Below are 23,229 nucleotides of genomic sequence, written 5' to 3' on the forward strand. Positions count from 1 at the left end.
GAATACGTAGTCGGTCGGACCGCGCAGAGAGCAGGGAGACGCCGGTGGACCACGATCCCACGTCGCCCAATCTTCGGCCGCGTGCGCGTAGGCAGAGCGACTCGGCGAGGCGTTACCTCGACGTCGAGGCAACCACTCCGGCCCTTCGGAACACCGTCGAATTGGCAGCGAAAAGCGTCGGATTCGCCATTGCGCAGTTGAACGTACTCGATGAACAAACCCTGTACACACTGGTCAATATAGGTTTGCCGCCGATGTCGACCATGGATCGCTCCATCACGCTGTGCGATGACGTCGTCCGCGGAGGGAAGCCGGCAGTAGTGTCCCGCAATCGCGTCGACGCGACTGTTCGGCAACGTGACATCCTCGATCAGGTGGGATTGAGGGCCTACGCGTCCGTCCCACTGCGTGGTCGGGAAGGCCTGGTGATCGGGACGCTGTGTCTACTCGATCTGATGCCGCGTGAGGTCAGTGACGGCCAATTGCAGGAACTGGAGCAATTCGCGTCGGTTCTCGAGGAGCAACTGGACCTGCATCGACGCGTCGGGTCCACCACCGCCAAGCTCGACAGCGACGTCGATCTGGCCGGCGCACTACGTGGCGGTCAGATCGTGCCGTGGTTCCAATCGATCGTCGACCTCCGTACCGAGGAGATCGTCGGCTTCGAGGCGTTGGCGAGATGGCATCACCCGACCAACGGCCTGGTCTCCCCAGCGGACTTCGTCCCCTTGGCCGAGTCGAGCGAACTGATCATCGACGTCGACCTGGAGGTTCTGCGGCAGGCCGTGCGCGCGGCGGAGACATGGCAGAAACTTCGCCCGGGTCTGCGACTCAGCGTCAACCTGTCCGGGCGTCATCTGGCCCATCCGGACGCCGTGGCCCAGTTGCAGTGCGCAGTAGCGGAGGCCGATGTCGACCCACGCTCGATCTCGCTCGAGCTCACCGAAACGTCTGCGGTTACCGACGGTCCGCTGATTCGACGACACATCGATGACGTGCACGCCCTCGGGTTTCGAGTACTGCTCGACGATTTCGGCTCCGGCTGGTCATCCTTGGAACGGCTCGTCACCCTCGAACCCGACGGAATCAAGATCGACGGTCAGTTGTCTCGGCTGGTGGATACTCCTCGCGGCAACGCTCTGCTCGGCGCCATCTCGAAAGTCACGCGGGAACTCGGCCTGTCGATGATCATCGAAGGTATCGAGACCCGCGTGCAGGCCGATATCGCCCTCGAACTCGGATGCACACTGGCCCAAGGTTTCCTCTGGTCGCGCCCACAATCGGCCGGCGCGGTCCTCCGCCTTCTCAGCAGTGATCAGTCGCCGCGCACATCGCGGCGCAACGGATGATCGGGCGGGATCTGCACCAACACGATCTCGACGCCGTCCGGGTCGCGTAACCACATCTCGATCAAACCCCAGAACTCCGTTTTCGCTGCTCGTTCGATCCGAACCCCGCGAGCACGCAGTTCGGTCGCGGCGGACTCGATATCGCGAACCTGCAGCCACAGCGCGCCATCGAACGACGTCGGTTCGCTCGCTCCGCCGTGTGCGGCGATCTCGATGAGGCTCTGGCCGGCGAAGAACACTGTGCCGGCGCTGTATTCGCGATGTATGGCCAGACCGAGTCCGTCCCGGTAGAACGCGAGGGTGCGCTGGTAGTCGGCAGGGCGCAGAATCGTTCGACTACTCAAGATCTCCACACCACATCGATATCACATATGCGTCGACCCGTCGGTCGCCGTCATGGCGTCGCCTCGTGGCCGGGGGCGTGGTGAGTTCTGCGCGTCTCCTTCATCTCGGCCTCGAACACGTGCCGCTTTCCTTCCTGCAGTTCGGCACGTACCTGCTGCTCGTGGCGTCGGAAATGAGACCAGTACAGATCGTCGAATTCCTCGACGATCTGGAACGACCATCGTCCTTCGATCGCATTGCGTCCGACCATCTCTGTTTCGAGCCTGTCCGCCTGCGTGTGATGCCCGGCCTCCGTCAGCGCGGTGATTGCCTCGCCGAGTTGGAGATCGGCATGCCCCATCAGCTGATGAAACGAATAGAGGTGGCCGCGGGCCCGTTCGATGGTTTCGAGGGCCTCGGAGACCTTTCCGATCGCCGCGACGGTGTCATCGGAGGTGTTTGCCGGCCGTACATGCTCGGGCTCGGGTTTCTGGCGATCGTTGCTCATGACGCAGGCATGCCCCCACCGGCTCGATCCGAACCTGGTTCCTCAGACCAGGGTGGTTACCACTCGGTTGCCGCCGGCAGTTTTGGCCTCGTACATCATCGAATCCGCGACGCGAGTCGCAGTGCCGACGGGATCGGCGCTGTCGGTCCATAGATCCGATTCGGCGTAGAGAATGGCGGCTCCGATGCTGACTGTCACCGGTATGGCGTCGTTCGGGCCATGGAGTGCGCGCCTGACTCCGTGAATCAAAGCGTCGATGTGCAGGCGCGAGGTGACGACGGCAGCCAAATACTCCTCGCCACCGGTACGGCCCACGACCCCGTATCTCGAGACATGAGCGGTCAGGCGTTCCGCTACGCGGCAGATGACAGCGTCACCCTCGTCATGGCCGTAGATGTCGTTGACCGACTTGAAATTGTCGATGTCGACGACCACCACCGCGGCGCACCACCCGTGGCGTTGTCCCTGCGGCAGCAGGTCCTCGATCGCTGTCGTCAGTCCTCTGCGATTGAGTAGTCCGGTCAGCGGATCGAGGACCGAGCTCCGAGCGTCCGCCGACAATGTCGTCAGAAAGATGTGTGAGGTGATCGGCACACTCATGATGGCGAGGAGTACGACGTTGGTTCTGACCAACAGATTCAGTGTGTCGGTCCGGCCCTGTAGATACAGGGCCCCCGCGATGCCGAGTACGACGGCGGATGCGAACACCAGATGCAGCACGACCCATCGCGGGCTCGTGAAGAACGTGACGAACGCACCGATCACCGCGAACAGGACGCAACCGAGTAGAGCGTTCCCAAGTTCGAACAACACCAACGTGGATGCGATGCCGAGATCTGCGTACAAGGCGAACAGAACAACCCCGAGCCGTCCAGGAAACGACAGCAGTATCCACAGCGCCGCAACGATCAGGTTGGTAGTGCAGAGTGTCAACGTCCAGATAGTCGCGGCAGGACCGCTCGGGCCGCCGGCGGCGTACAACGACAGAAACGACATGAGGCTGATATTGATCATCGACAGCGCGATGAGCAGCCTGATGACCTTGCCCGAACGATGAGAGTTCTGGAACTCGCGCATCCATTCGTAGTCGTGAGCTGCCGTGAACCATTCGACGACAGCCTTCCGTGCGCCGGCGGCCGGCGGCCGGCGACTGGGTAGAGCTTCGCGCGAGAGGGACATGAGGGGGGTGTCGACTCTTTTTAGAAGTAGCGGGGGAACGGCGACCAGTCGGGATCGCGCTTCTCGAGGAACGAGTCGCGGCCTTCGACGGCTTCATCGGTCATGTACGCCAACCGTGTCGCCTCTCCCGCGAACAATTGCTGACCGACGAGGCCGTCGTCCTGCAGGTTGAACGCATACTTGAGCATCCGCTGCGCCTGTGGCGACTTGGCGTTGATCTTCGCGGCCCACTCGATGGCCACGTTCTCGAGTTCGTCGTGATCGACGACGCGATTGACGGCACCCATACGATGCATGTCCTCGGCCGTGTAGGTGTCGCCGAGGAAGAAGATCTCGCGAGCGAACTTCTGTCCCACCATCTTGGCGAGGTATGCGCTGCCGTAACCGCCGTCGAAGCTGCCGACGTCGGCATCGGTTTGCTTGAACCGAGCGTGCTCGCGGCTGGCGAGAGTCAGATCGCATACGACGTGCAAGCTGTGGCCACCGCCCGCTGCCCAGCCGTTGACGAGGCAGATGACGACTTTCGGCATGAAGCGGATCAGCCGCTGCACTTCGAGGATGTGTAGTCGGCCTGCGCGTGCTCGGTCCACCGTCTCGGCGGTCTCGCCGTCGGCGTACTGATAACCGCTTCTGCCTCGAATTCGCTGGTCGCCACCGGAACAGAACGACCACACGCCGTCCTTCGAGCTCGGTCCGTTACCGGTCAGCAACACCGTGCCGACGTCGGAGCTCATCCGAGCATGTTCGAGCGCGCGGTACAGCTCGTCGACGGTGTGGGGACGGAAGGCGTTCCTGATGTCGGGTCGATCGAACGCGACGCGAACCGTGTCGTCACGTACGTGGCGGTGATACGTGATGTCGGTGAGGTTTTCGAAGCCGGGAACGGTTTGCCACAGGGAAGGAGTGAAGGTCACCAGGCCACGATAGAGCGCCACGATCGGTACGTCGCGAATACCCGGTTCCTGACGACGGGTTACGGTGCTGGAATGAGCGAACAGGCAGGCCAGGACCAGTACGAGCGCCACGGCGGGTTTCCTAAGTACAAACAAGCCGACGTAGGACCTGAATACGGAAGGCTCGTGGAAGGGCTGCGAACGCTTCAGGATCTGGCGGTGAGCACCGCGCCGACGCCGGAGGCAACCGTCGAGGCCGCCGAACGAGTCGAAGCATTGATCGATTTGCTGAAGCCGTTCCAGGTGCCGGAGGGTCTCGCGCCTGCAGGCCGTGTGATGACCCTCCCCGGCCGCGGCTCGCTGCTGATGCTTCCGTGGACCATCGAGAAGTTCGATGCCGAAGGAGTCCGTAGCCGTGGCGTGTTCCGGCGTTATCACCTCGGTGGAAACGGAGCTGCGCACGGCGGCACGCTTCCGTTGCTGTTCGACGACATGCTGGGGCTGATTCAGCATGCCTACGGCAGGCCCATCAGCCGGACCGCATTCCTGCACGTCAATTACCGCAAGATCACCCCACTGGACACCGAACTCGTCGTCGAGGGCAGTGTCGACCGCGTCGAAGGGCGCAAGACGTTCATCAACGCCGTACTGCGCGATCTGGAAGGCAACGTTCTCGCCGACTGCAATGCGCTGATGCTGCAACTTCTGGAGGGTCAGCCGTGAACCCACCTTCCGTCGAGGAGTTTCTCGATGGATCTCACGTCCTCTCGATTCCGTTGCACACCAAGTTTCGCGGCATCACCACCCGTGAAGTCATGCTGGTCCGAGGACCGGCAGGGTGGGGTGAATTCTCGCCGTTCATCGAGTACGACGACCAGGAATCCTCCGCGTGGCTGCGCTCTGCCATCGAAGCGGCCTGGGAGGGGCCGCCCACGCCGTACCGCGAGCGGGTCCGCGTCAACGCGACAGTGCCCGCGGTGTCCGCGGCCGAGGTGCCGACAATTCTCGATCGGTTCCCCGGCGTCGACACCGCGAAAGTGAAGGTGGCAGAAAAGGGCCAGAGCGTCGCCGACGACGTCGAACGAGTGCGTGCCGTGCGCGCACTCGTGCCGCGGGTACGCGTCGACGCGAACGGAGGCTGGACCGTCGATCAGGCCGTGGAGGTCCTGTCGAAGTTGCTCGAAGACGGCGAACTCGAATACGCCGAACAGCCGTGTGCGACGGTGCCAGAACTCGTCGAGGTTCGCAGACGTCTACCGGCCGTTCGGATCGCAGCAGACGAAAGTATCAGGCGTGCCGAGGACCCACTGCGAGTTGTTCGAGCTGGGGGAGCCGATGTCGCCGTACTGAAAGTGGCGCCGCTCGGCGGGATGCGCGCGTTGCTGGAGCTGGCAGGCGAACTGGGCGAATACGGGGTTCCCGTGGTGGTCTCCAGCGCCTTGGACTCTGCTGTCGGTATGGCGTCCGGACTTGCTGCCGCGGCGGCCATTCCGAAACTCGAGTTCGCCTGCGGCCTCGGCACCGGAAGTCTGTTCGAATCCGATGTCGTTGCCCTGCAGGAACTTCTGGACGGCACTATGCACGCCGAGCCTGTCGAGCCCGACCCGGAGCGGTTGACGGCGCTGGCGGCACCGGAGGATCGGGCGCTGTGGTGGCGCGAGCGGGTGCGGCGGTGTTGGGCGGGAGCGCAGCCTGCGGAGTGACCTGGGGGCGGGAGCGCAGCCTGCGGAGTGAGCAGGTAGTGACCAGGGAATCGGGAGTCCAGCCTGTTGAGTGCCGGGGAAACAATCCTGAGGTACTCTTTCCCACGTCGTTCGCCGAACGTGAAGATCTGGGAGGAATTTCGAAGTGGTTGCTGCACTGAAGGAATCGTTGCTCGACGAGTCCAAGCGCGATGCTGTAATGCGTGATGTCTTGGCTTTGATCGACGCGGAGGTGTCGGACAAGAAGGGCGCGAGCGGCTTGGCCGTCAAGGGCGGTTACGGGGCGGTCAAGAAGGTCGGCCCGTCGTACATCGAGCGGGCCGTCGAACAGTTGTGGCCCGAGTTCGTGGACAAGTTGGAGCCGCTGTGGCAGTCGTACAATGCTGCTCCGGTGGGGTCGTTCTCGGACTATCTCGTCGCCAACTCGGATCAGGCATCGGACGCGCTGCTGGCGGTCACGGACGAGCGTATCGATGAGACGGACAAGAGCGTGGTGAAGAAGTTCTACGGGAGCCTTCGTGGCTCGGCGAAGAAGAATGTTGCCGAGGCGTTGCCGCGCGTCGGTGACCTGGTCACCACGTACGCAGGCTAGGCATTTCGTCTCGGATGAAGGGGATACGTTCGCAAGGACGTATCCCCTTCATCTGCTTGTGAGGCGGCCGTTCTTGATCGCCTGCAGTAGCAGTGCATGATCAGCCTCGGTTTGATCGGCGTACAGCCGCGCGAATCTGGAAAGCGCCACATCGAGAACGTCGGATTTGCCCACGTAGCCGGCGATCATCGAGGCCCCACTGGTCCGGGCGTGACCTTTCGCCAGCAGTCTGCCGACAACACCTGCGTAGTCGACGAGCGCAGGGGCGTCGATCGAGGACAGGTCGATGGTTCCCTTCATGTTGCGGAACTGTCGGACGTAGTACTGGCGCCCGTCGATGGTCGTCCACCCCAGCAGTGGATCGCTCACGGTCTGCAGATCCTGCTGGTACTCCACGACGCGTTGGCCCTGATGTGCATGCCACGCGGACTCGCCGTGGACATAGGGGGCCAGGACGGAGCGTCGTGCCTGCTTGAGTTGAAGGAACACGACGTCGTCGGGACTGCTGCCTTCCAGGAGCGCCACATAGGCGCGCAGGCCGACACTGCCGACGCCGACGACGCGATGCGCGACGTCGATCAACGTGTAGCCACCGAGCACGCGGCGCCAATGCGGGGACAAGGTGGCCAGGTACTCGTCGAGTCCTTGGGCGAGCAGTTCTTCGTCACGGGCAGGGATGCGTGTGGTGATCGGCGGTTCCTCGACCAGGCGGCGCTGCCCCTCGTGTTCGAAGGTGAATCTGGGGAGCGCACGATCGCTGGTACTTCGCCGAGCCTTCTTCGATGCCCGTTTGATCTCCTTGCGCAACGACCCTTCGGTGACGTCTGCCTCCAGTTTCTCGGCGGTCAGGCGTTGGAAGGACCGCGACATCAGCGGTTCGTCGGCCAGTCTCGACACTTCGAGTCGGTAGGAGCGGACGCAGGCAGCTACTGCTTCCTCACATTGGGATTCGGTACGGCCGTTCTGCCGTCCGGCCACCCAGATGCTCGCGGCGAGGCGTCGTAGATCCCATTCCCAGCCCCCCGGATGTGCCTCGTCGAAATCGTTGAGATCGATCACCAGGTCGCGTTCGGGGGAAGCGTAGAACCCGAAATTTCCCAGGTGCGAGTCCCCGCTGATGATGGGCGTGATTCCCGTGGACGGCAACAGTGCGACGTCTCGCGCCATGACGATCGCAGTCCCGCGGAGGAACCCGTAAGGAGACTCGGCCATCCGCTGGACGCGCACCGGTATCAGCCAGTCGATGCGACCGTCGTGCGAGAACTCGATCTGCCGGATCGGATCCGGTCGGTCGTGGGGCGCGGTCCAGTCGCCCATCGATTCGCGGGAGACCTTCTCGCGCAGGCTCCGACCGAGCTCGTATCGCTCGGCCCTCGGCGTCGGACGAGCCCTCAACGTCGCAAACGACCGTTTGTCGTCTTCGCCGATGCTGGCGACGACGGCGTGGCCATGGGGAGCGTTGGGCATAGGTGAACTCTAGGACCTGGCTGTCTCGGAGATGGGTCAGGTCGTGCAGCGGGCGGCAGAGTCAGGGTCGCGTGGGGCGATCGAGCGAGCGCACCCGAGGTGGGAGCCCCCATTCGGTTCGGCCGAGCCTGCTGAGTGGGGCGATGTCGGCGAACGACGGTAGGCCGTCTTCGGCGAGGAATTCGGGGCGCACGGCGACGGCGACGACGTTGCCCATGACGACGAAGGAGTCACCGACTTCGATGATCCGATGCAGGGTCGCCTCGATGGCTATCGGTGATTCGGCGACGCGCGGGGGAGAGACTTTCTCGCTGGGCTCGTGCGAGATTCCGAGTTCGTCCAGTTCACTGACGCCGTGTTCGTAGTCGGCGGACGACGCATTCACCTGTTCCATGAGCGGTTCGGTTGCGAGATTGATCACGAACTCGCCCGTTGCCTCGATGTTCCGCAGGCTGTCTTTTCGGCCTACCGAGGTGAATTGCACCACCGGCGGGTTGGCCGAGGACACCGAAAAGAAGCTGTAGGGAGCGAGGTTCGCCACACCTTCCGGCGACAGTGTCGACACCCAGGCGATGGGTCGCGGCACGACCGAGGCGGTGAGCACGCGATAGAAGCCGCTCGGGGGCATTTCGGACGGATGGAAGACGGTGCGCATCGGTTCATAGTGTCAAAGGACTCTGAAGCAGACGGCATCGGTTATTCGAAAGACCGGCTTGGGATTCGAAGACTAGGCCGAATACGCCGCGCCGCGTCGAATCTGACAACCTTGGAGATGTGAATCCGTCCAGTGCTCAGGCCACCGCCGTCGTCGACGAGCTGGTTCGGGGTGGTGTTCGTGAGGTCGTGCTGTGCCCGGGCTCGCGTAATGCTCCGCTCGCGTTCGCGCTACAGGAAGCCGACGCTGCAGGCTTGCTGCGGTTGCACATGCGGATCGACGAGCGCACCGCGGGATTCCTTGCGATCGGGTTGATTCTGGCCGGGGGGCGTCCTGTTCCGGTGGTCATGACCTCCGGAACCGCGGTCGCCAATCTGGGGCCAGCCGTTCTCGAAGCGAACTATGCACGAATGCCGCTGATCGTGCTGAGTGCGAACCGGCCCTACGAGATGCTCGGCACCGGCGCAAATCAGACCATCGAGCAGTTGGGGCTATTCGGCAGTCAGGTGCGAGCCACGGTCAGCCTGGGTCTGGCAGAGGACGGGTCCGGACAGAACAGTCAGTGGCGCAGCGCGGTATGCAGGGTGCTGGCGGCGGCGCGTGGAACTCGATCGGGCAACGCCGGTCCGGTGCACTTCGACATTCCGCTACGTGAGCCTTTGGTACCCGATATCGGCGACCGTGAGCCCGCCGGTCTCGGACGTCCCGACGGCGCAGCCTGGACGACGACCCAGCAGGCAACTCTCGATGTGCCGGTCGACATCGATCTCACCGTGGACACGATCGTCGTCTCCGGTCACGGTGCAGCCCTACGGCCCGAACTGGCGGGCCTGCCGACGGTCGCGGAACCGACGGCTCCCTTGCATGGCGTCCCTCTGCATCCGATGGCTCTGTCGCAGCTGAAGCCGCGTCAGGTGATCATCACCGGGCGTCCGACACTGCATCGAACCGTCTCGAAAGTGCTGGCCGATCCGGCTGTCGACGTCTTCGCCTTGACGACGGGTCCGCGGTGGCCCGACGTGTCCGGCAACGTCCTTGCCACCGGCACCCGCGCGCGCGTGTCGGGGACGCCGAGGGCAGCCTGGTTGGAGCGTTGCGCGACGCTGTCCGAGAAGGCGGATCGCGCCGTCCGAGATCAGCTCGATGCGCATCCCAAGCCGACGGGACTCCACGTCGCGGCAACGGTGATGTCCTCGCTGCGCGTCGGCGATCGGTTGCTGTTGGGAGCTTCGAACCCGGTTCGCGACGCGGCCTTGGTGAGTTATCCGAGCGAAGGCGTTTCCGTGTTGTCCAACCGTGGGGTCGCGGGAATCGACGGCACTGTCTCGACGGCCGTCGGTGCGGCGCTGGCAGGTGGGGGTCGCACGATTGCGCTTCTCGGCGACCTGACGTTTCTTCACGACGCGTCCGGCTTGCTCATCGGTACGGGGGAGCCACGGCCGAGTGATCTCACGATCGTCGTCGCCAACGACGACGGCGGTGGCATCTTCGAACTTCTCGAGCAGGGGGATCCGCAGTACGCCGGTGCGTTCGAGCGAGTGTTCGGAACTCCTCACGGCATGGATCTGGCGGCGTTGTGCGCGGCGTACCGCATCCCGCATCGCAGTGTCGACACAGCTGAGCTTGCCGTTCTGCTGGAGGGCAATGCCGATGGCATCCGAGTCCTCGAGGTCACCACCGAGCGGTCGGGGCTAAGGGAGTTGCACGCGGGGATTCGCGCTCGTCTCTAGAGGGAGTCGTTCGGATCGTTTTGTGCGGCAACCCAATCGATGGTTTCTTGGGTTTCGGTGTCGATGATGTCCTTGATCATGTCGTTGACGAGAGACTCGATCTTGCCGCCGATGAGTGGAATCTTGACCGTGGAGCTGCCCTTGACAGTCAGCTTCGCCCCGGTGCCCGCAGGCCGGAGAGCCAACGTGCCTGCGACCCTGGCTGGGAGCGAGGACGATCCGCCCGTCAAGGTGCCGTCCGCGTGGTCGCCTTGCAGCGGGCCCCAGTGGTCGGACCGGGTGATCAGCAGGGTGCCCTTGATGACCTTCTTGACCAATGCCGGTAGCTCGGTCACGCCGACTTCTTCCGAGATGTCCACTGTCAGACCGCCATCCTCGTGACTGGTCAGCTGGTAGCCCTCGGTCTTCTCGGCCTTGGCGAACCTGGCCATCCACTGCTCCTCGCTGGTCAGTGCCTGGTAGACCTGGGCGGGAGTGTGCTCGGAGGAAATGGTGAACTCGAAGTCGCGCGACATGTCAGCAGAGGCTACCGTCAGGCGCCCACCTGTGCGCCGAACTCGGGAAGTAACCTCTATCGACGTGGACGCCCCCGACAGTGCCGACGGACCGAACAAGGGGTTGGCTCGCGCGCGGATTTCGGTTCTCGTCGTCGCGATCGGAATTTCCGTGCTGGCGTTTCTTCTCGTCGTTGCAGCGTGGCAGAACGATCGAACGATCACCTCCGACGAGGGAACGGCGACGGCAGAGGTCCTCTCGGCAGGCAGACTCCGCTCTGCGGTCAGCTTCATCACTCCCGACGGGGTCACCCACAATCCACAACTGGGTGTGCTCTATCCGACCAATCTGATAGCCGGGCAACGAATCGACGTCGAATACAACAAGGCCGACCCCGATCTCGTTCGCGTGTCCGGCCGCGATGCGAGCGTTGCGATCATCCCGGCCGCGTCGGTCATCGTCGTGACCTGGCTGATTGCACTTCCAGTTCAACTGCTTCTTCGTAGGCGTGAACAAGCCCATCGGTAACCGTTCGGGTGAACTTCGCTCGCCCGTAACGTCGACGCTCCCTGGTAGCAGAAGACGCTCCCCACACTGAGGATCGTGCGAGTAGCCATCGTTGCGGAATCGTTCCTACCCAACATGAACGGCGTCACCAACTCGGTGCTCAGAGTGCTCGAGCATCTCGAACGAACCGGCCACGACGCCATGGTCATCGCGCCGGACAACCCGTCGGGCAGCCCCCGGGCAGACACCCTAATAGGGCGAATTCCGGTCCACCGGGTGCCGGCCGTCATGGTGCCCAGGGTGAGCTCGCTCCCCGTCGGGGTGCCGGGGCCTTCCCTGACGGCGGCTCTGCGCGGGTTCGGCCCCGACATCGTGCATCTCGCGTCGCCGTTCGTCCTCGGCGCGGGCGGGATGGCGGCCGCCAAACGGCTCGGAGTTCCCTCGGTCGCGGTCTACCAGACCGATGTCGCAGGGTTCGCCGAAAGCTACGGGCTCGGCCTGACGTCGAAAGCTGTGTGGCGGTGGACGCGTCGGGTTCACCGCGGTGCGGCGCGGACGCTTGCGCCGTCCTCGTCCGCGGTCCAGGCCTTGGAGGAGCACGGTATTCCGCGGGTGCATCGATGGGCTCGAGGCGTCGACGCTGTCCGGTTCGCACCGTCCGCCCGCCGAGAAACATTGCGCAGACAGTGGGCGCCGAGCGGCAAGCTCATCGTCGGGTTCGTCGGACGGCTTGCACCGGAGAAGCACCTCGAGCGGCTCGCCTCGCTGAGCGAGTCCACCGAACTCGTGATCGTCGGTGACGGTCCGGAGCGGGGTGCGCTGGAGAAGCTGATGCCGTCGGCGATCTTCACCGGGCAGCTGGGCGGCGAAGAGCTCGCCCAGGCGTACGCGAGCTTCGACATCTTCGTTCACCCGGGCGAACACGAGACGTTCTGTCAGGCCGTCCAGGAAGCCCTCGCCAGTGGAATTCCCGTCATCGGACCCGACGCAGGTGGACCACGAGACCTGATCACACACTGCCGCAACGGATATCTGTTGCCGGTGGACCGGTTCGCGGAACTCCTCCCGAGCGCGGTGTCGGCACTCGCGTCGCCGAAGATGCGAGCTCGGTTCGGTGAGGCAGCGCGGAGGTCCGTGCTGCACCGCACCTGGCCCGTGATCTGCGATGAACTTCTCGAGCACTACTACGAGGTCCTCGGTTGGGAAAACCGCGCCGCGCTCCGGACGGCGTGACCCGTAAGCTCGAGACGTGCCTACAAGTTCGCGTGCAACGCTCGACAAGGACCCACACGAGGTCGCATCGATGTTCGACGGCGTCGCCCGTCGCTACGACATCACCAACACCGTGCTGTCCTTCGGCCAGGACCGCAGCTGGCGGAAGGCCACGCGCGCCGCGCTGAATCTGAAAGCGGGCGAGAAAGTCCTCGATCTCGCAGCCGGTACCGGGGTGTCGACGGTCGAACTCGCTCGCAGTGGTGCGTGGTGCGTTGCCACCGACTTCTCGAAGGGGATGCTGCAGGCAGGTTCCGGTCGTCCGGTCCCGATGGTCGCGGGCGATGCGATGCACCTGCCGTACGCCGACGCGAGCTTCGACGCCGCAACCATTTCCTTCGGGCTGCGCAACGTCTCGGATTTCGAGGCCGGACTACGTGAGATCGCCCGCGTCACCAAGCCAGGCGGAAGGCTCGTCGTCTGCGAATTCTCGACGCCGGTCTTTCGGCCGTTCCGCACGGTCTACATGGAATACCTGATGAAAGCGCTTCCCGCAGTCGCTCGGGCGGTCTCGAGCAACCCTGACGCGTACGTGTACCTGGCCGAGTCGATCCGGGCATGGCCCACGCAGGATGAACTCGCGACGCGGATCGCCGACAGCGGTTGGTCGAACGTGCAGTGGCGGAACCTGACCGGTGGGGTCGTGGCTCTGCACCGTGCCGTTCGCTGATCACCTCAGCTGAACGGCGGTCGGGAATCGGCTTTCAGTGACACGCTGCCCGATGCACGCCACGCTCGTGCAACGAGGTCCGAATCGGCTTCGGTGACGAGGTTTCCCATCACCCGCACCGCGATCTTCATCAGAGCTGTCGAACGCATGCCGATAGGTCCCGTTGCGGGTAGGAACCGGGGGACCGTGAGTAGGCCTGCGAGTCGGCGGGCTATGGAAAATGCCTGCCCGTAGTGCTCGCGCAGCAGCGCGGGCCACGCCTCGCTCAGGTCGTTCTCGTCGAGCATGTCCGCGATCAAGCGTCCACCTTCGAGCCCGTAGTCGATCCCTTCACCGTTGAGTGGATTCACACAGGCAGCCGCGTCGCCGATGATCGCCCAGTTCTTTCCTGCAACGTTGGACACCGCGCCGCCCATCGGTAGCAGGGCCGACGCCACGGCCCGAAGGTCGCCGGTCAGTCCCCAGTCTGCGCGACGCTGCTCGGTGTAGAGATCCAGCAGCGGACGCAGTGCGCCCGGCCCAGGCCGCTTGGCCGTCGCAAGCGTGCCGACGCCGATGTTCACCTCGCCGGTGCCGAGCGGGAAGATCCAGCCGTAGCCCGGTTGCAGCACACCCTCGCCGTCGCGCAGCTCGAGATGTGAGGAAATCCATGGGTCTTCGCTTCGGCCGGAGGAAATGTAGGCACGAGCGGCGACCCCGAACGTGGTGTCCCGATGCCACTCGCGGCCCAGCTTCCTACCGAGGGAGGACCGGACGCCGTCGGCGATGATCAGCGTTTTGCACGTGAGAGTGCGTTCCATACCGCCGTGCTCGAAGGTGACCGACTCGACACCTCGCTCGTTCCGCGCTACCGACACCGCCTTGGCGCCTTCGAACATCCGAGCGCCGGACTCCAGCGCAGTGCGACGGATTCTGTCGTCGAGCTCCGAGCGGGGGACCGCGCTGCCTACCGTCGGAAGTGAACCGCCTGGCCATTCGAGCTGCAGTTCCTGCCCGAACCCGGACAGTCGCAGACCACGGTTCTCGACGCGTCCGCGGACCCACTCGCCGAGGCCCAAGCGATCGAGTTCGGCGATGGCACGTGGGGTCAGGCCGTCTCCGCACGTCTTGTCACGCGGGAACGTCGCAGCATCGGCGAGAACTACCTGCCGACCGGCGCGCGCCGCCCAGGCAGCTGCCGCCGAACCTGCGGGGCCTGCGCCGATTACCAGCACTTCGGCTTCGGTGGGAAACTGCGCTGTTGTGGACACAGATCCAGTATGCAGTGGACGGCGGCGGGTCCCACCGCGCCCGGACGTGGGGTGAAGCACCTTGTGGGTACGGCGCGCACTAGATTCACTACGGTAGTAGCGGGTATCCGGGGGCGCCGACCAACAGACGAGATTTCAGATCCGTTCAAGACACCGAGGACAGGACCAACAAACGTGAGCACAGACGACGCGGCCGGATCGACGGTCGTTGCCGGGGTGGATCTGGTCGATCCAGAGCTTGCACGAACCGTGGCCGCAGGTTTGGTCAGCGTCGAGAATCTGATGATCTCGGAACTGTCCGATGGCGAAGACTTTCTGACCGAGGCCGCGTTGCATCTCGCGCGGGCAGGTGGAAAGCGTTTCCGCCCGTTGTTCACCGTGCTGACTGCCCAGCTGGGACCCAATCCGACCGACGATGCAGTGGTGACCGCGGCGACGGTCGTCGAGCTCGTCCATTTGGCTACGCTTTATCACGACGACGTCATGGACGAAGCCTCGATGCGACGTGGCGCCGAGAGCGCCAACGCGCGATGGGGAAACAGCATCGCGATCCTGGCAGGCGACTACCTCTTCGCGCACGCGTCGCGGCTGGTCTCAACGCTCGGTCCCGAAGCAGTCCGAATCATCGCCGAGACGTTTGCGGAGCTGGTCACCGGCCAAATGCGCGAGACGATCGGTGTCAAAGCGGACCAGGATCCCGTCGCGCACTACCTCAAGGTCGTGTGGGAGAAGACCGGGTCCTTGATCGCCGCGTGCGGAAGGTTCGGCGGGACGTTCTCGGGCGGGGACAGCGACCATGTCGCCGGCCTCGAGCGTCTGGGCGATGCCGTAGGCACGGCGTTCCAGATCTCCGACGACATCATCGACATCTCTTCGGAGTCCGAGCAGTCCGGTAAGACTCCCGGCACCGATCTGCGCGAAGGTGTCCACACTCTGCCTGTGCTCTACGCACTCGCCGAGCAGGGCGTCGACGGCGACCGCCTCCGAGTACTGCTGGACGGGCCCGTCACCGACGACGCCGAATTGGCGGAAGCACTCCAATTGTTGGAACGCTCGCCAGGAATGGCAAAGGCCAAAGCGACACTGCAAGAGTTCGCCGACAAGGCCTATGCCGAGCTGGCGAAGCTCCCACAGGGTGCCGCGAACGACGCGCTGGGACGCCTGGTCCACTACACCGTCGAGCGAGTGGGCTGACCGCAGGGAACCTTGCCGAGTGTCGTGGACGTTCTCACGGTGAACAACCACGACACTCGAGGAAGAGGCACCATTGCGCTTCGCAAACGGGGCAAAGACGTTCGGGCTGCTGGTCGCGATGTCCGCGCTGATCGTATTCATCGGTGCACTGTTTCGGAGCCCGGTCATACTCTTCGGCTCGATCGTATTTGCCGTCGGAATGAACGGCTACGTCTATTTCAACAGTGCAAAGCTCGCACTGCGATCGATGCGTGCCCAGCCGGTGACTCAGCTCGAGGCACCCGCCATGTACAGAATCGTGCTCGAGCTGGCCACCACCGCGCATCAGCCCATGCCGGCGCTGTACATCAGTCCCACCAACAGTCCCAATGCGTTCGCCACGGGTCGTAACCCGAGGAACGCGGCTGTGTGCTGCACCACCGGCATCCTGGCGATCCTCGACGAACGTGAACTCCGAGCCGTTCTGGGACATGAGCTTTCTCACGTCTACAACCGGGACATCCTGATCTCCTCCGTCGCAGGGGCGATGGCCGCAGTGGTCAGCGGTCTCGCGAACTTTGCGCTGTACGCGTCCATGTTCGGTGGCCGCGGAAACGGGGGCGCCAATCCGGTCGCGCTCATACTCGTTTCGTTGCTGGGACCCATCGCGGCAACCGTCGTCAAGCTCGCGGTGTCGCGGTCGCGGGAGTATCAGGCCGATCAGTCGGGCGCCGAACTCACCGGTGATCCGCTCGCGTTGGCATCGGCGCTACGCAAGTTGGAGCGCGGCATTGCGGCCGCCCCATTGCCGCCTGAGCCGCGGATAGCCGCGGAGTCGCACTTGATGATCGCGAACCCGTTCAGAGCGGGGGAGAAGGTCGGACGGCTCTTCTCGACTCACCCGCCGATGGCTGAGCGGATCGAGCGACTCGAGCGGATGGCGATGGGCGGCTGACGACGTAGGTGGAAAGTGAGCTTCAGCTCACGTCTCACCCACCTACGTCGTATCAAGCCCGTCGTATCAACCCACGTCGATCACCTACCGGTAGTTGACGAACTGCAGTGCGATGCCGAAGTCCTCGCCCTTGAGCATCGACTGAATGGCTTGCAGATCGTCACGCTTCTTGCTGCTGACGCGAAGTTCGTCCCCTTGAATCTGCGCTTTGACGCCCTTGGGGCCGTCGTCGCGAATCTTCTTGGTGATCTTCTTCGCGTTCTCGGTGGTGATTCCCTGTACCAGCTTGCCGGTGACCTTGTAGATCTTGCCGGATGGCGACGGGTCGTTGGCCTCGAACGCCTTGAGTGAGACGTCGCGTCGGATCAATTTTTCCTTGAACACGTCGAGCGCGGCCTTGACCTTTTCCTCACTCTCGGACGTGATGACGATCACCTCTGATTCGCCACTGCCCGACCACTCGATCGTCGTGTCGGAGCCGCGAAAATCGAAGCGCGTCGACAGCTCCTTCGCCGCCTGTCCTACTGCGTTGTCGACCTCCTGCCGGTCGACCTTGCTCACCACATCGAAGGACGAATCTGCCACTTGACTACTCCTGTGTCGAATCGAATTGCGCAAGGCACTTACCCCGACGTTAGCCCGTTTGCATGGCCTCTATGCACCCGGTTTGCGTTCGAGGGGCACGTTCGTTGTATTCTTCAAACCGCATCGAGGAGAGCGAATCTCTCCGGTGCAAGCACGGCAGATTGCCCGAGCGGCCAATGGGAGCGGACTGTAAATCCGTCGGCGTATGCCTACGTAGGTTCGAATCCTACATCTGCCACCCAGGAGCCCCGGCGAGTTTCGACTCGCTGGGGTTTCTACTTGAAGAGTTGCGTTTCACCGGCGCCGAGCACGCAATTTGGTACTCGACGCTAGGAATGTGTAACCTCTTGAAGGCTTCAGTGCACGGCTTGCCGTGCTTGTCGCCACGCCCCCTTAGCTCAGTCGGTAGAGCGTTTCCATGGTAAGGAAAAGGTCAACGGTTCGATTCCGTTAGGGGGCTCGCTGGGTTGGATGGTTCGCGTCGGCACCCTTACTTTCGGTTACACACTCGGAAGTGAGAAGGTGTAGGGGTGAGCACCTGAGGCGGTGTAGCTCAGTTGGTAGAGCAAACGACTCATAATCGTTGCGTCGCCGGTTCAAGTCCGGTCACCGCTACACAAGAAGACCAGATACACGCAGCACCAGAAGTAAGCACAGTCCTGATTAACCGGATCAGATTTACCCGAAAGTAGGCGTCCAGTGGCCTCCTCCACCGATGTGCGGCCCAAGGTCACCTTGGCCTGCGAGGTTTGCAAGCACCGCAACTACATCACGAAGAAGAACCGTCGTAACGATCCCGATCGCCTCGAGTTGAAGAAATTCTGCCCGAACTGCGGCACGCACCGCTCACACCGCGAATCTCGTTAGGAAGCGGCCGGTTCGCCGGCCGCTCTTCTTCGTTCGGAGTCGATGCCACGCGTTGGGCTTACTCTTCGAACCCTAACGTCTGCGGCGTCCTGGGTAGAAAAGGTTCGTATACCGCGTGACAGAGTTAGTTCAAGATCCCGCCGCGCATGCTGCCGGTATGGTCGGCCACCACTACAGGGTGGACCATCCGTACGAGGTCGGTCGCGAAAAGGTGCGGGAGTATGCTCGTGCCGTTCAGGATCTGCATCCGGCGCACCATGACGAGGATGCCGCCAAGGCACTCGGCTACGACGGCCTGTTGGCGCCGCTGACCTTCATCTCGCTCGTCGGCATCATCGCTCAGTCGAAGATGTTCAAAGAGATCATCACCGGTTACGACCCGAGTCAGATTCTTCAGACCGATCAGCGTCTGCAGTTTCACAAGGCGATCCAGGTCGGCGACGAACTCACGTGCGACGTGCACCTCGAATCTTTCCGTCAGATGAGTGGTAGCGACATCATCACGACGAAGAACATCGTCACGGACCAACACGGTGAACTCGTGCAGACCACCTGGACAACACTGGTGGCCCGTACGGGAGGCGAAGTCGACGAGAACATCGCCCACGCAGTGAAGGACGTGATCATGCATGGCGCTTCGTAGATTTGCCGATGTCACGGTCGGTGAGGAACTTCCCGATCGTATCGTCAAACTCACTCGTGGCGACTTGGTCAATTACGCCGGGGTGTCCGGAGATCCCAACCCGATCCACTGGAGCGACGAGGTTGTCAAGCTTGCGGGCTTGGACAACGTGATAGCGCACGGCATGTTGACGATGGGTCTCGGGGCGGGATTTGTGACAGCGTGGCTCGGCGATCCAGGTGCGGTCACCGAGTACAACGTTCGTTTCACCAGCTCGGTGTACGTTCCGGCAGATTCGGCCGCGTCCGTGGAATACACCGGCAAAGTCAAATCGGTCGATCCTGAGTCCAAGTCGGCAGTTATTGCGATTACCGCGAAGTTCGAAGGCAAGAAGATCTTCGGACGGGCGACTGCGACCGTTCGTCTGGCGTAACCGGTCTGTCGATCCATTGATCCCGCGCAGGGATTTCAGGGTTTACACGCCGTGCAGTACACTGAGATTTCTGGGGTTACTCAGCCCTGCGCGCTGCCATGGCTCTCATTTCGAAAGTCCAGGGTTGGCGCGTATGTTGTGTAACGCAGTGTTGTGTAATTCCAGAACGGTTCCACCCGCGTGCGGGTAGTGCCGAAGGGGCGTAGCTCAATTGGTAGAGCAACGGTCTCCAAAACCGTAGGTTGCAGGTTCAAGTCCTGTCGCCCCTGCCCATGTTGCTCGTCTCCCGCCATTGGCGGGGGCTGCAACGGTGTCAGCTACTGAGAGGAACGACGGTGAGCGAGGAGCGCGGAAAGCGCGACGACCAGTCCGAGGACTCGTCGACGCCCGACGACGCCGCGGCCCGCACCGCCGACCGAGCTGCCACCGAGGGTGCAGCCGATTCGACAGCAGCGGTCCGGCCGACCGGCAAACGAACAACTCGTCGGACGCGCAGTGCGTCGGATGCAGAGTCTGCCGATGGAGCATCATCCGGCAAGGTCTCCGTCACCAAGTCGTCGACAGCCAAGATCTCGACTCGTGCTGACAGAACTCGTCAGCCGAAGCGCATGAATATCTTCAAGCGCTTGCGTAAGTTTCTTCGTGAGGTCCTCGCCGAGTTGCGTAAGGTCATCTGGCCGAACCGCAAGCAGATGGTCACCTACACCTCGGTAGTGCTCGCGTTCGTGGTGTTCATGGTTGCGTTCATCAGCGGCTCGGATCTGGCGTTCATCAAGGGTATCGGCTGGCTGTTCGGCTGAAACTTCACGACCAACACTGCGACGACCAGGTCGACGACCGCCGACACGCACGAAACGAAAGAAAGGGTGCTGCTGTGAGCACGCCGCACAACGACGCCACCGAAGTGGCCGCATTCGACGCCGATGTCGAGGCGACCAAGCAGGGCCTCGAAGCGGAGCAGGCCGCTCAGGACCGCGAGACCGACGAAGCCATCAAGGCCGACGTCGCGGCAGCCGCCGGTGAAGACGTTCCGACCGAAGGTGACGACGCCGATTCAAGTGTCGATGCTGACATATCAGCCGAACCCGAGGACCCAGTTGCGGAGATGAAGGCTGCGCTGCGGCGCGCCCCCGGCGACTGGTACGTCATCCACTCGTACGCAGGGTACGAGAACAAGGTCAAGGCCAACCTCGAAACCCGAGTTCAGAACCTTGACGTCGGCGACTACATCTTCCAGGTCGAGGTTCCGATCGAAGAGGTCACCGAGATCAAGAACGGCCAGCGCAAGCAGGTCAACCGCAAGGTTCTGCCGGGTTACATCTTGGTCCGCATGGAACTGAACGACGAGTCCTGGGGCGCGGTGCGCAACACCCCCGGTGTAACCGGTTTCGTCGGCGCTACCTCGCGCCCTTCCCCGTTGACCATCAACGAGGTCGTCAAGTTCCTGATGCCGCAGGAAGGCTCGAAGAAGGACGCCAAGGACTCGAAGGCGTCCGGCGACCAGGGCGAGTCTTCTTCGAAGCCGACCATCGAGGTCGACTTCGAGGTCGGCGAGTCGGTCACCGTCATGGACGGCCCGTTCGCGACCCTTCCGGCCAGCATCAGCGAGGTCAACGCCGAGCAGCAGAAGCTCAAGGTTCTGGTGTCGATCTTCGGTCGAGAGACTCCGGTCGAACTCGGCTTCACCCAGGTCGCCAAGATCTAGCCGGCCTCCTCACAACTTGCAGTAGCAACCGCAAGAAACCCGAGCGAATACAAGGAAAAAGAAATGCCCCCGAAGAAGAAGAAGAAGCTAGCCGGGATTATCAAGCTCCAGATCCAGGCAGGAATGGCCAACCCGGCCCCTCCCGTCGGTCCCGCGCTGGGTCAGCACGGCGTCAACATCATGGAGTTCTGCAAGGCGTACAACGCAGCGACGGAGTCGCAGCGCGGAAACGTCGTGCCGGTTGAGATCTCGGTTTACGAAGACCGCACGTTCGACTTCAAGCTCAAGACTCCGCCGGCAGCCAAACTGCTCCTCAAAGCAGCAGGCGTAGCCAAGGGTTCGGGCGAGCCGCACAAGACCAAGGTCGCCAAGGTGACCATGGAGCAGGTGCGCGAGATCGCCAAGACCAAGGCAGAAGACTTGAACGCCAACGACATCGATCAGGCCGCGAAGATCATCGCAGGCACTGCTCGCTCGATGGGTATCACCGTAGAGGGATGACCTCCTCGTCAGCTTCTACCAGGAGCTGGCAACCGTACGACGTGGTAGGGCCGGCCAGGCCCGTCAACCACTTCTGAACCAACGATTGGACAGTAAACATGGCAAAGAGAAGTAAGGCGTACCTCGAGCAGGCAGCGAAGATCGACGCTGACAACCTGTACTCGCCGCTGGAAGCAGCACAGTTGGCCAAGGACACGGCGTCGACCAAGTTCGATCCGACCGTCGAGGTTGCTGTTCGTCTCGGTGTCGACCCTCGCAAGGCCGATCAGATGGTGCGCGGCACCGTCAACCTTCCCCACGGCACCGGCAAGACCGCTCGGGTTATTGTTTTTGCCGCTGGCGAGAAGGCTATCGAGGCACAGGCAGCAGGAGCCGACGTCGTCGGCGCCGAGGATCTGATCGAGCGCATTCAGGGCGGATTCCTGGACTTCGACGCAGCGATCGCTACTCCCGATCAGATGGCCAAGGTCGGCCGCATCGCCCGCGTCCTCGGACCGCGTGGCCTGATGCCGAACCCGAAGACGGGCACAGTCACCAATGATGTGACCAAGGCCGTCAACGACATCAAGGGCGGCAAGATCAACTTCCGTGTCGACAAGCAGGCCAACCTGCACTTCGTCATCGGCAAGGCGTCGTTCGATCAGACCAAGCTGGTGGAGAACTACGGCGCTGCACTGGACGAGATCCTGCGCGCAAAGCCGTCTTCCGCGAAGGGCCGCTACGTCAAGAAGATCACCGTATCGACCACGACGGGCCCGGGCATTCAGGTCGACCCGACCCGCACGCGTAACCTTCTCGAGAACGATGTGACCGCGTAGTCACACCGCAACGACAAGAAAAAAGGCCGGCCCCCTCGATGGGGCCGGCCTTTTTGCGTCAGATAGTTGCGGCCTTCGCGAAGTTGGTGGACAACTCGCCGAGGATTTCGTCCCACAGCTGCTTTGGGAGGTCGTGCCCCATGCCCTCGATCAGATGCAGTTTCGATCCTTCGATCGCACGCGCGACGGCCCTTCCGCCTGCCGGCCGCATCAGCCGGTCGGCGCGTCCATGGATCACGACGGAAGGGGAAGTGATCGATGCGGCAATGCGCCGCAGACTGCCGGTTCCGGTAACTGCAGCCATGTGGCGGAGTGCACCCGCGGGGTAGTAGTTGCGGTCGTACATCTCACCGGCTGTCACGAGTAGTTCGGTGAGCGGTGTCGGGTACGCAGGGCTGCCGATGACCCGACGGGTATTGGCCGAGTGCGCGATGATCTGCTCGCGCGTTGCATCCGGTCCTGGGCCCTTCATGAGTGGGAGCAACGCCCGTGGATCAGGTGGCGGCAGGAAGGCCTCGTTGGTACTGGAGAAGATGATTGCGGTGCTCGATACTCGCTCCGGATACAGGCCGGAGAATACCTGCGCGATCATTCCGCCCATCGATGCGCCGATGACGTGCACCCGCGGAATCTCGAGGTAGTCGAGCAGTCCGAGCGCATCGAGTGCCATGTCCCTCAACGTGTATGGAACTTTGCTGGACGCACCGAGTTCGGTACGCAACAACCGCAGCAGCATCGAACCTTCGATACGGTGGCCGTCCATCTTGGTGGACAGGCCGATGTCGCGGTTGTCGAATCGGATGACTCGAAAGCCTTGCCGGACAATCCGTTCGCAGAACTCGCGTGGCCACAACGTCATCTGGGCGCTCAGGCCCATGATCATCAGAACCACGGGGTCGTTCGGATTGCCCATGTCCTCGTAGGCGATCTCGATCGAATTCGAGGGCGCGAAACCCGTTGTGGAGTGCATGGTTCT

At 62.9% G+C, this 23,229-nt stretch carries 27 protein-coding genes and 4 tRNA genes; 21 read left to right on the plus strand and 10 right to left on the minus strand.

From position 1 onward, the window contains the following. Nucleotides 1-44: 44 nt before the first annotated feature. A complete protein-coding gene (locus H2510_RS08320) occupies nucleotides 45-1,349 on the plus strand; it encodes an EAL domain-containing protein (RefSeq protein ID WP_186627838.1) in 1,305 nt (434 codons plus the stop codon). Here H2510_RS08320 and H2510_RS08325 read toward each other — a convergent pair. The 4 genes from H2510_RS08325 to H2510_RS08340 are packed head-to-tail and all read right to left on the minus strand — an operon-like array spanning nucleotide 1,316 to nucleotide 4,274. Next, complete coding sequence (locus tag H2510_RS08325) at nucleotides 1,316-1,702, minus strand: VOC family protein (RefSeq protein WP_186627839.1); 387 nt, start codon at nucleotides 1,700-1,702, stop codon at nucleotides 1,316-1,318. The genes H2510_RS08320 and H2510_RS08325 overlap by 34 nt on opposite strands. A gap of 41 nt (nucleotides 1,703-1,743) precedes the next feature. After that, on the minus strand, nucleotides 1,744-2,181 hold the full coding sequence (locus H2510_RS08330; protein ID WP_186627840.1) for a hypothetical protein: 438 nt from the start codon (nucleotides 2,179-2,181) through the stop codon (nucleotides 1,744-1,746). A gap of 42 nt (nucleotides 2,182-2,223) precedes the next feature. Then, the gene (locus tag H2510_RS08335; protein ID WP_186627841.1) at nucleotides 2,224-3,360 is read right to left on the minus strand and encodes a diguanylate cyclase; all 1,137 of its coding nucleotides are present in this window, start codon (nucleotides 3,358-3,360) and stop codon (nucleotides 2,224-2,226) included. 20 nt (nucleotides 3,361-3,380) lie between these two features. After that, entirely contained in the window at nucleotides 3,381-4,274 is an 894-nt protein-coding gene (locus H2510_RS08340; protein ID WP_186627842.1) for a 1,4-dihydroxy-2-naphthoyl-CoA synthase, read from the minus strand. Between the two features lie 72 nt (nucleotides 4,275-4,346). On the opposite strand from H2510_RS08340, the gene H2510_RS08345 reads away from it, so the two are divergent. From H2510_RS08345 to H2510_RS08355, 3 genes are all read left to right on the plus strand, one after another. Continuing rightward, nucleotides 4,347-4,976, plus strand: coding sequence for a PaaI family thioesterase (locus H2510_RS08345; RefSeq protein WP_186627843.1), 630 nt, complete (start codon nucleotides 4,347-4,349; stop codon nucleotides 4,974-4,976). Then, entirely contained in the window at nucleotides 4,973-5,956 is a 984-nt protein-coding gene (locus H2510_RS08350; protein ID WP_186627844.1) for an o-succinylbenzoate synthase, read from the plus strand. Before H2510_RS08345 ends, H2510_RS08350 begins: the two co-directional genes overlap by 4 nt. A gap of 145 nt (nucleotides 5,957-6,101) precedes the next feature. Beyond that, on the plus strand, nucleotides 6,102-6,548 hold the full coding sequence (locus tag H2510_RS08355) for a DUF6918 family protein (RefSeq protein WP_186627845.1): 447 nt from the start codon (nucleotides 6,102-6,104) through the stop codon (nucleotides 6,546-6,548). A 48-nt stretch (nucleotides 6,549-6,596) separates the two neighbouring features. On the opposite strand, the gene H2510_RS08360 is transcribed toward H2510_RS08355, so the two are convergent. Then, nucleotides 6,597-8,015, minus strand: a complete 1,419-nt coding sequence (locus tag H2510_RS08360; RefSeq protein ID WP_186627846.1) for a DUF2252 domain-containing protein — start codon at nucleotides 8,013-8,015, stop codon at nucleotides 6,597-6,599. 61 nt (nucleotides 8,016-8,076) lie between these two features. Continuing rightward, entirely contained in the window at nucleotides 8,077-8,670 is a 594-nt protein-coding gene (locus H2510_RS08365; RefSeq protein WP_186627847.1) for a flavin reductase family protein, read from the minus strand. Nucleotides 8,671-8,789: 119 nt separating this feature from the next. Between H2510_RS08365 and menD the strand changes: the two genes are divergently transcribed. Further along, entirely contained in the window at nucleotides 8,790-10,400 is a 1,611-nt protein-coding gene (gene menD, locus H2510_RS08370; protein WP_186627848.1) for a 2-succinyl-5-enolpyruvyl-6-hydroxy-3-cyclohexene-1-carboxylic-acid synthase, read from the plus strand. Here the strand turns inward: menD and H2510_RS08375 are convergent. Then, the gene (locus H2510_RS08375; protein WP_186627849.1) at nucleotides 10,397-10,915 is read right to left on the minus strand and encodes a DUF2505 domain-containing protein; all 519 of its coding nucleotides are present in this window, start codon (nucleotides 10,913-10,915) and stop codon (nucleotides 10,397-10,399) included. The two genes, menD and H2510_RS08375, sit on opposite strands and share 4 nt — an antisense overlap. A 64-nt stretch (nucleotides 10,916-10,979) precedes the next feature. On the opposite strand from H2510_RS08375, the gene H2510_RS08380 reads away from it, so the two are divergent. The 3 genes from H2510_RS08380 to H2510_RS08390 all read left to right on the plus strand — a co-directional run bounded on the left by H2510_RS08380 (nucleotide 10,980) and on the right by H2510_RS08390 (nucleotide 13,344). Then, nucleotides 10,980-11,423, plus strand: a complete 444-nt coding sequence (locus H2510_RS08380; protein WP_315901295.1) for a DUF3592 domain-containing protein — start codon at nucleotides 10,980-10,982, stop codon at nucleotides 11,421-11,423. Nucleotides 11,424-11,498: 75 nt separating this feature from the next. Then, on the plus strand, nucleotides 11,499-12,635 hold the full coding sequence (locus tag H2510_RS08385; RefSeq protein WP_315901296.1) for a glycosyltransferase family 1 protein: 1,137 nt from the start codon (nucleotides 11,499-11,501) through the stop codon (nucleotides 12,633-12,635). Nucleotides 12,636-12,651: 16 nt separating this feature from the next. Beyond that, entirely contained in the window at nucleotides 12,652-13,344 is a 693-nt protein-coding gene (locus H2510_RS08390) for a demethylmenaquinone methyltransferase (protein ID WP_186627850.1), read from the plus strand. Nucleotides 13,345-13,349: 5 nt separating this feature from the next. Here H2510_RS08390 and H2510_RS08395 read toward each other — a convergent pair whose 3' ends face one another. Continuing rightward, complete coding sequence (locus tag H2510_RS08395) at nucleotides 13,350-14,594, minus strand: geranylgeranyl reductase family protein (protein WP_315901297.1); 1,245 nt, start codon at nucleotides 14,592-14,594, stop codon at nucleotides 13,350-13,352. A gap of 174 nt (nucleotides 14,595-14,768) precedes the next feature. Between H2510_RS08395 and H2510_RS08400 the strand changes: the two genes are divergently transcribed. Together H2510_RS08400 and htpX are read left to right on the plus strand one after the other, a co-directional pair. Then, nucleotides 14,769-15,788, plus strand: coding sequence for a polyprenyl synthetase family protein (locus H2510_RS08400; protein WP_186627851.1), 1,020 nt, complete (start codon nucleotides 14,769-14,771; stop codon nucleotides 15,786-15,788). 73 nt (nucleotides 15,789-15,861) lie between these two features. After that, nucleotides 15,862-16,722 (plus strand): zinc metalloprotease HtpX, encoded by an 861-nt coding sequence (htpX, locus tag H2510_RS08405; RefSeq protein ID WP_186627852.1) that lies wholly within the window; start codon nucleotides 15,862-15,864, stop codon nucleotides 16,720-16,722. A gap of 84 nt (nucleotides 16,723-16,806) precedes the next feature. On the opposite strand, the gene H2510_RS08410 is transcribed toward htpX, so the two are convergent. Next, nucleotides 16,807-17,307: a YajQ family cyclic di-GMP-binding protein gene (locus H2510_RS08410; protein WP_084346148.1), complete on the minus strand. Its 501-nt coding sequence runs from the start codon at nucleotides 17,305-17,307 to the stop codon at nucleotides 16,807-16,809. Between the two features lie 155 nt (nucleotides 17,308-17,462). Here H2510_RS08410 and H2510_RS08415 point away from each other — a divergent pair. From H2510_RS08415 to rplA, 11 genes are all read left to right on the plus strand, one after another. Next, nucleotides 17,463-17,545: transfer RNA gene (locus H2510_RS08415), tRNA-Tyr, on the plus strand. Between the two features lie 149 nt (nucleotides 17,546-17,694). Beyond that, nucleotides 17,695-17,767: transfer RNA gene (locus H2510_RS08420), tRNA-Thr, on the plus strand. Nucleotides 17,768-17,849: 82 nt separating this feature from the next. Beyond that, nucleotides 17,850-17,922: transfer RNA gene (locus tag H2510_RS08425), tRNA-Met, on the plus strand. 84 nt (nucleotides 17,923-18,006) lie between these two features. Beyond that, nucleotides 18,007-18,174, plus strand: a complete 168-nt coding sequence (rpmG, locus tag H2510_RS08430) for a 50S ribosomal protein L33 (RefSeq protein WP_084346147.1) — start codon at nucleotides 18,007-18,009, stop codon at nucleotides 18,172-18,174. Nucleotides 18,175-18,331: 157 nt separating this feature from the next. Continuing rightward, complete coding sequence (gene hadA, locus H2510_RS08435) at nucleotides 18,332-18,817, plus strand: (3R)-hydroxyacyl-ACP dehydratase subunit HadA (protein ID WP_186628129.1); 486 nt, start codon at nucleotides 18,332-18,334, stop codon at nucleotides 18,815-18,817. Further along, on the plus strand, nucleotides 18,804-19,229 hold the full coding sequence (hadB, locus tag H2510_RS08440; protein WP_186627853.1) for a (3R)-hydroxyacyl-ACP dehydratase subunit HadB: 426 nt from the start codon (nucleotides 18,804-18,806) through the stop codon (nucleotides 19,227-19,229). Before hadA ends, hadB begins: the two co-directional genes overlap by 14 nt. Before the next feature lie 196 nt (nucleotides 19,230-19,425). Then, a tRNA-Trp gene (locus H2510_RS08445) sits at nucleotides 19,426-19,498 on the plus strand. A 66-nt stretch (nucleotides 19,499-19,564) separates the two neighbouring features. Beyond that, nucleotides 19,565-20,029 (plus strand): preprotein translocase subunit SecE, encoded by a 465-nt coding sequence (secE, locus tag H2510_RS08450; RefSeq protein ID WP_186627854.1) that lies wholly within the window; start codon nucleotides 19,565-19,567, stop codon nucleotides 20,027-20,029. A 74-nt stretch (nucleotides 20,030-20,103) separates the two neighbouring features. Next, a complete protein-coding gene (gene nusG / locus H2510_RS08455; RefSeq protein ID WP_186627856.1) occupies nucleotides 20,104-20,934 on the plus strand; it encodes a transcription termination/antitermination protein NusG in 831 nt (276 codons plus the stop codon). 63 nt (nucleotides 20,935-20,997) lie between these two features. Continuing rightward, nucleotides 20,998-21,435 (plus strand): 50S ribosomal protein L11, encoded by a 438-nt coding sequence (gene rplK / locus H2510_RS08460; protein WP_186627858.1) that lies wholly within the window; start codon nucleotides 20,998-21,000, stop codon nucleotides 21,433-21,435. 98 nt (nucleotides 21,436-21,533) lie between these two features. Beyond that, nucleotides 21,534-22,253, plus strand: coding sequence for a 50S ribosomal protein L1 (gene rplA / locus H2510_RS08465; RefSeq protein WP_136171187.1), 720 nt, complete (start codon nucleotides 21,534-21,536; stop codon nucleotides 22,251-22,253). A 58-nt stretch (nucleotides 22,254-22,311) separates the two neighbouring features. On the opposite strand, the gene H2510_RS08470 is transcribed toward rplA, so the two are convergent. After that, entirely contained in the window at nucleotides 22,312-23,223 is a 912-nt protein-coding gene (locus H2510_RS08470; protein ID WP_186627860.1) for an alpha/beta fold hydrolase, read from the minus strand. Between the last annotated feature and the right edge of the window lie 6 nt (nucleotides 23,224-23,229).

The organism is Rhodococcus sp. BP22, assembly GCF_014281965.1.
Classification (GTDB): Bacteria; Actinomycetota; Actinomycetes; order Mycobacteriales; family Mycobacteriaceae; genus Rhodococcoides.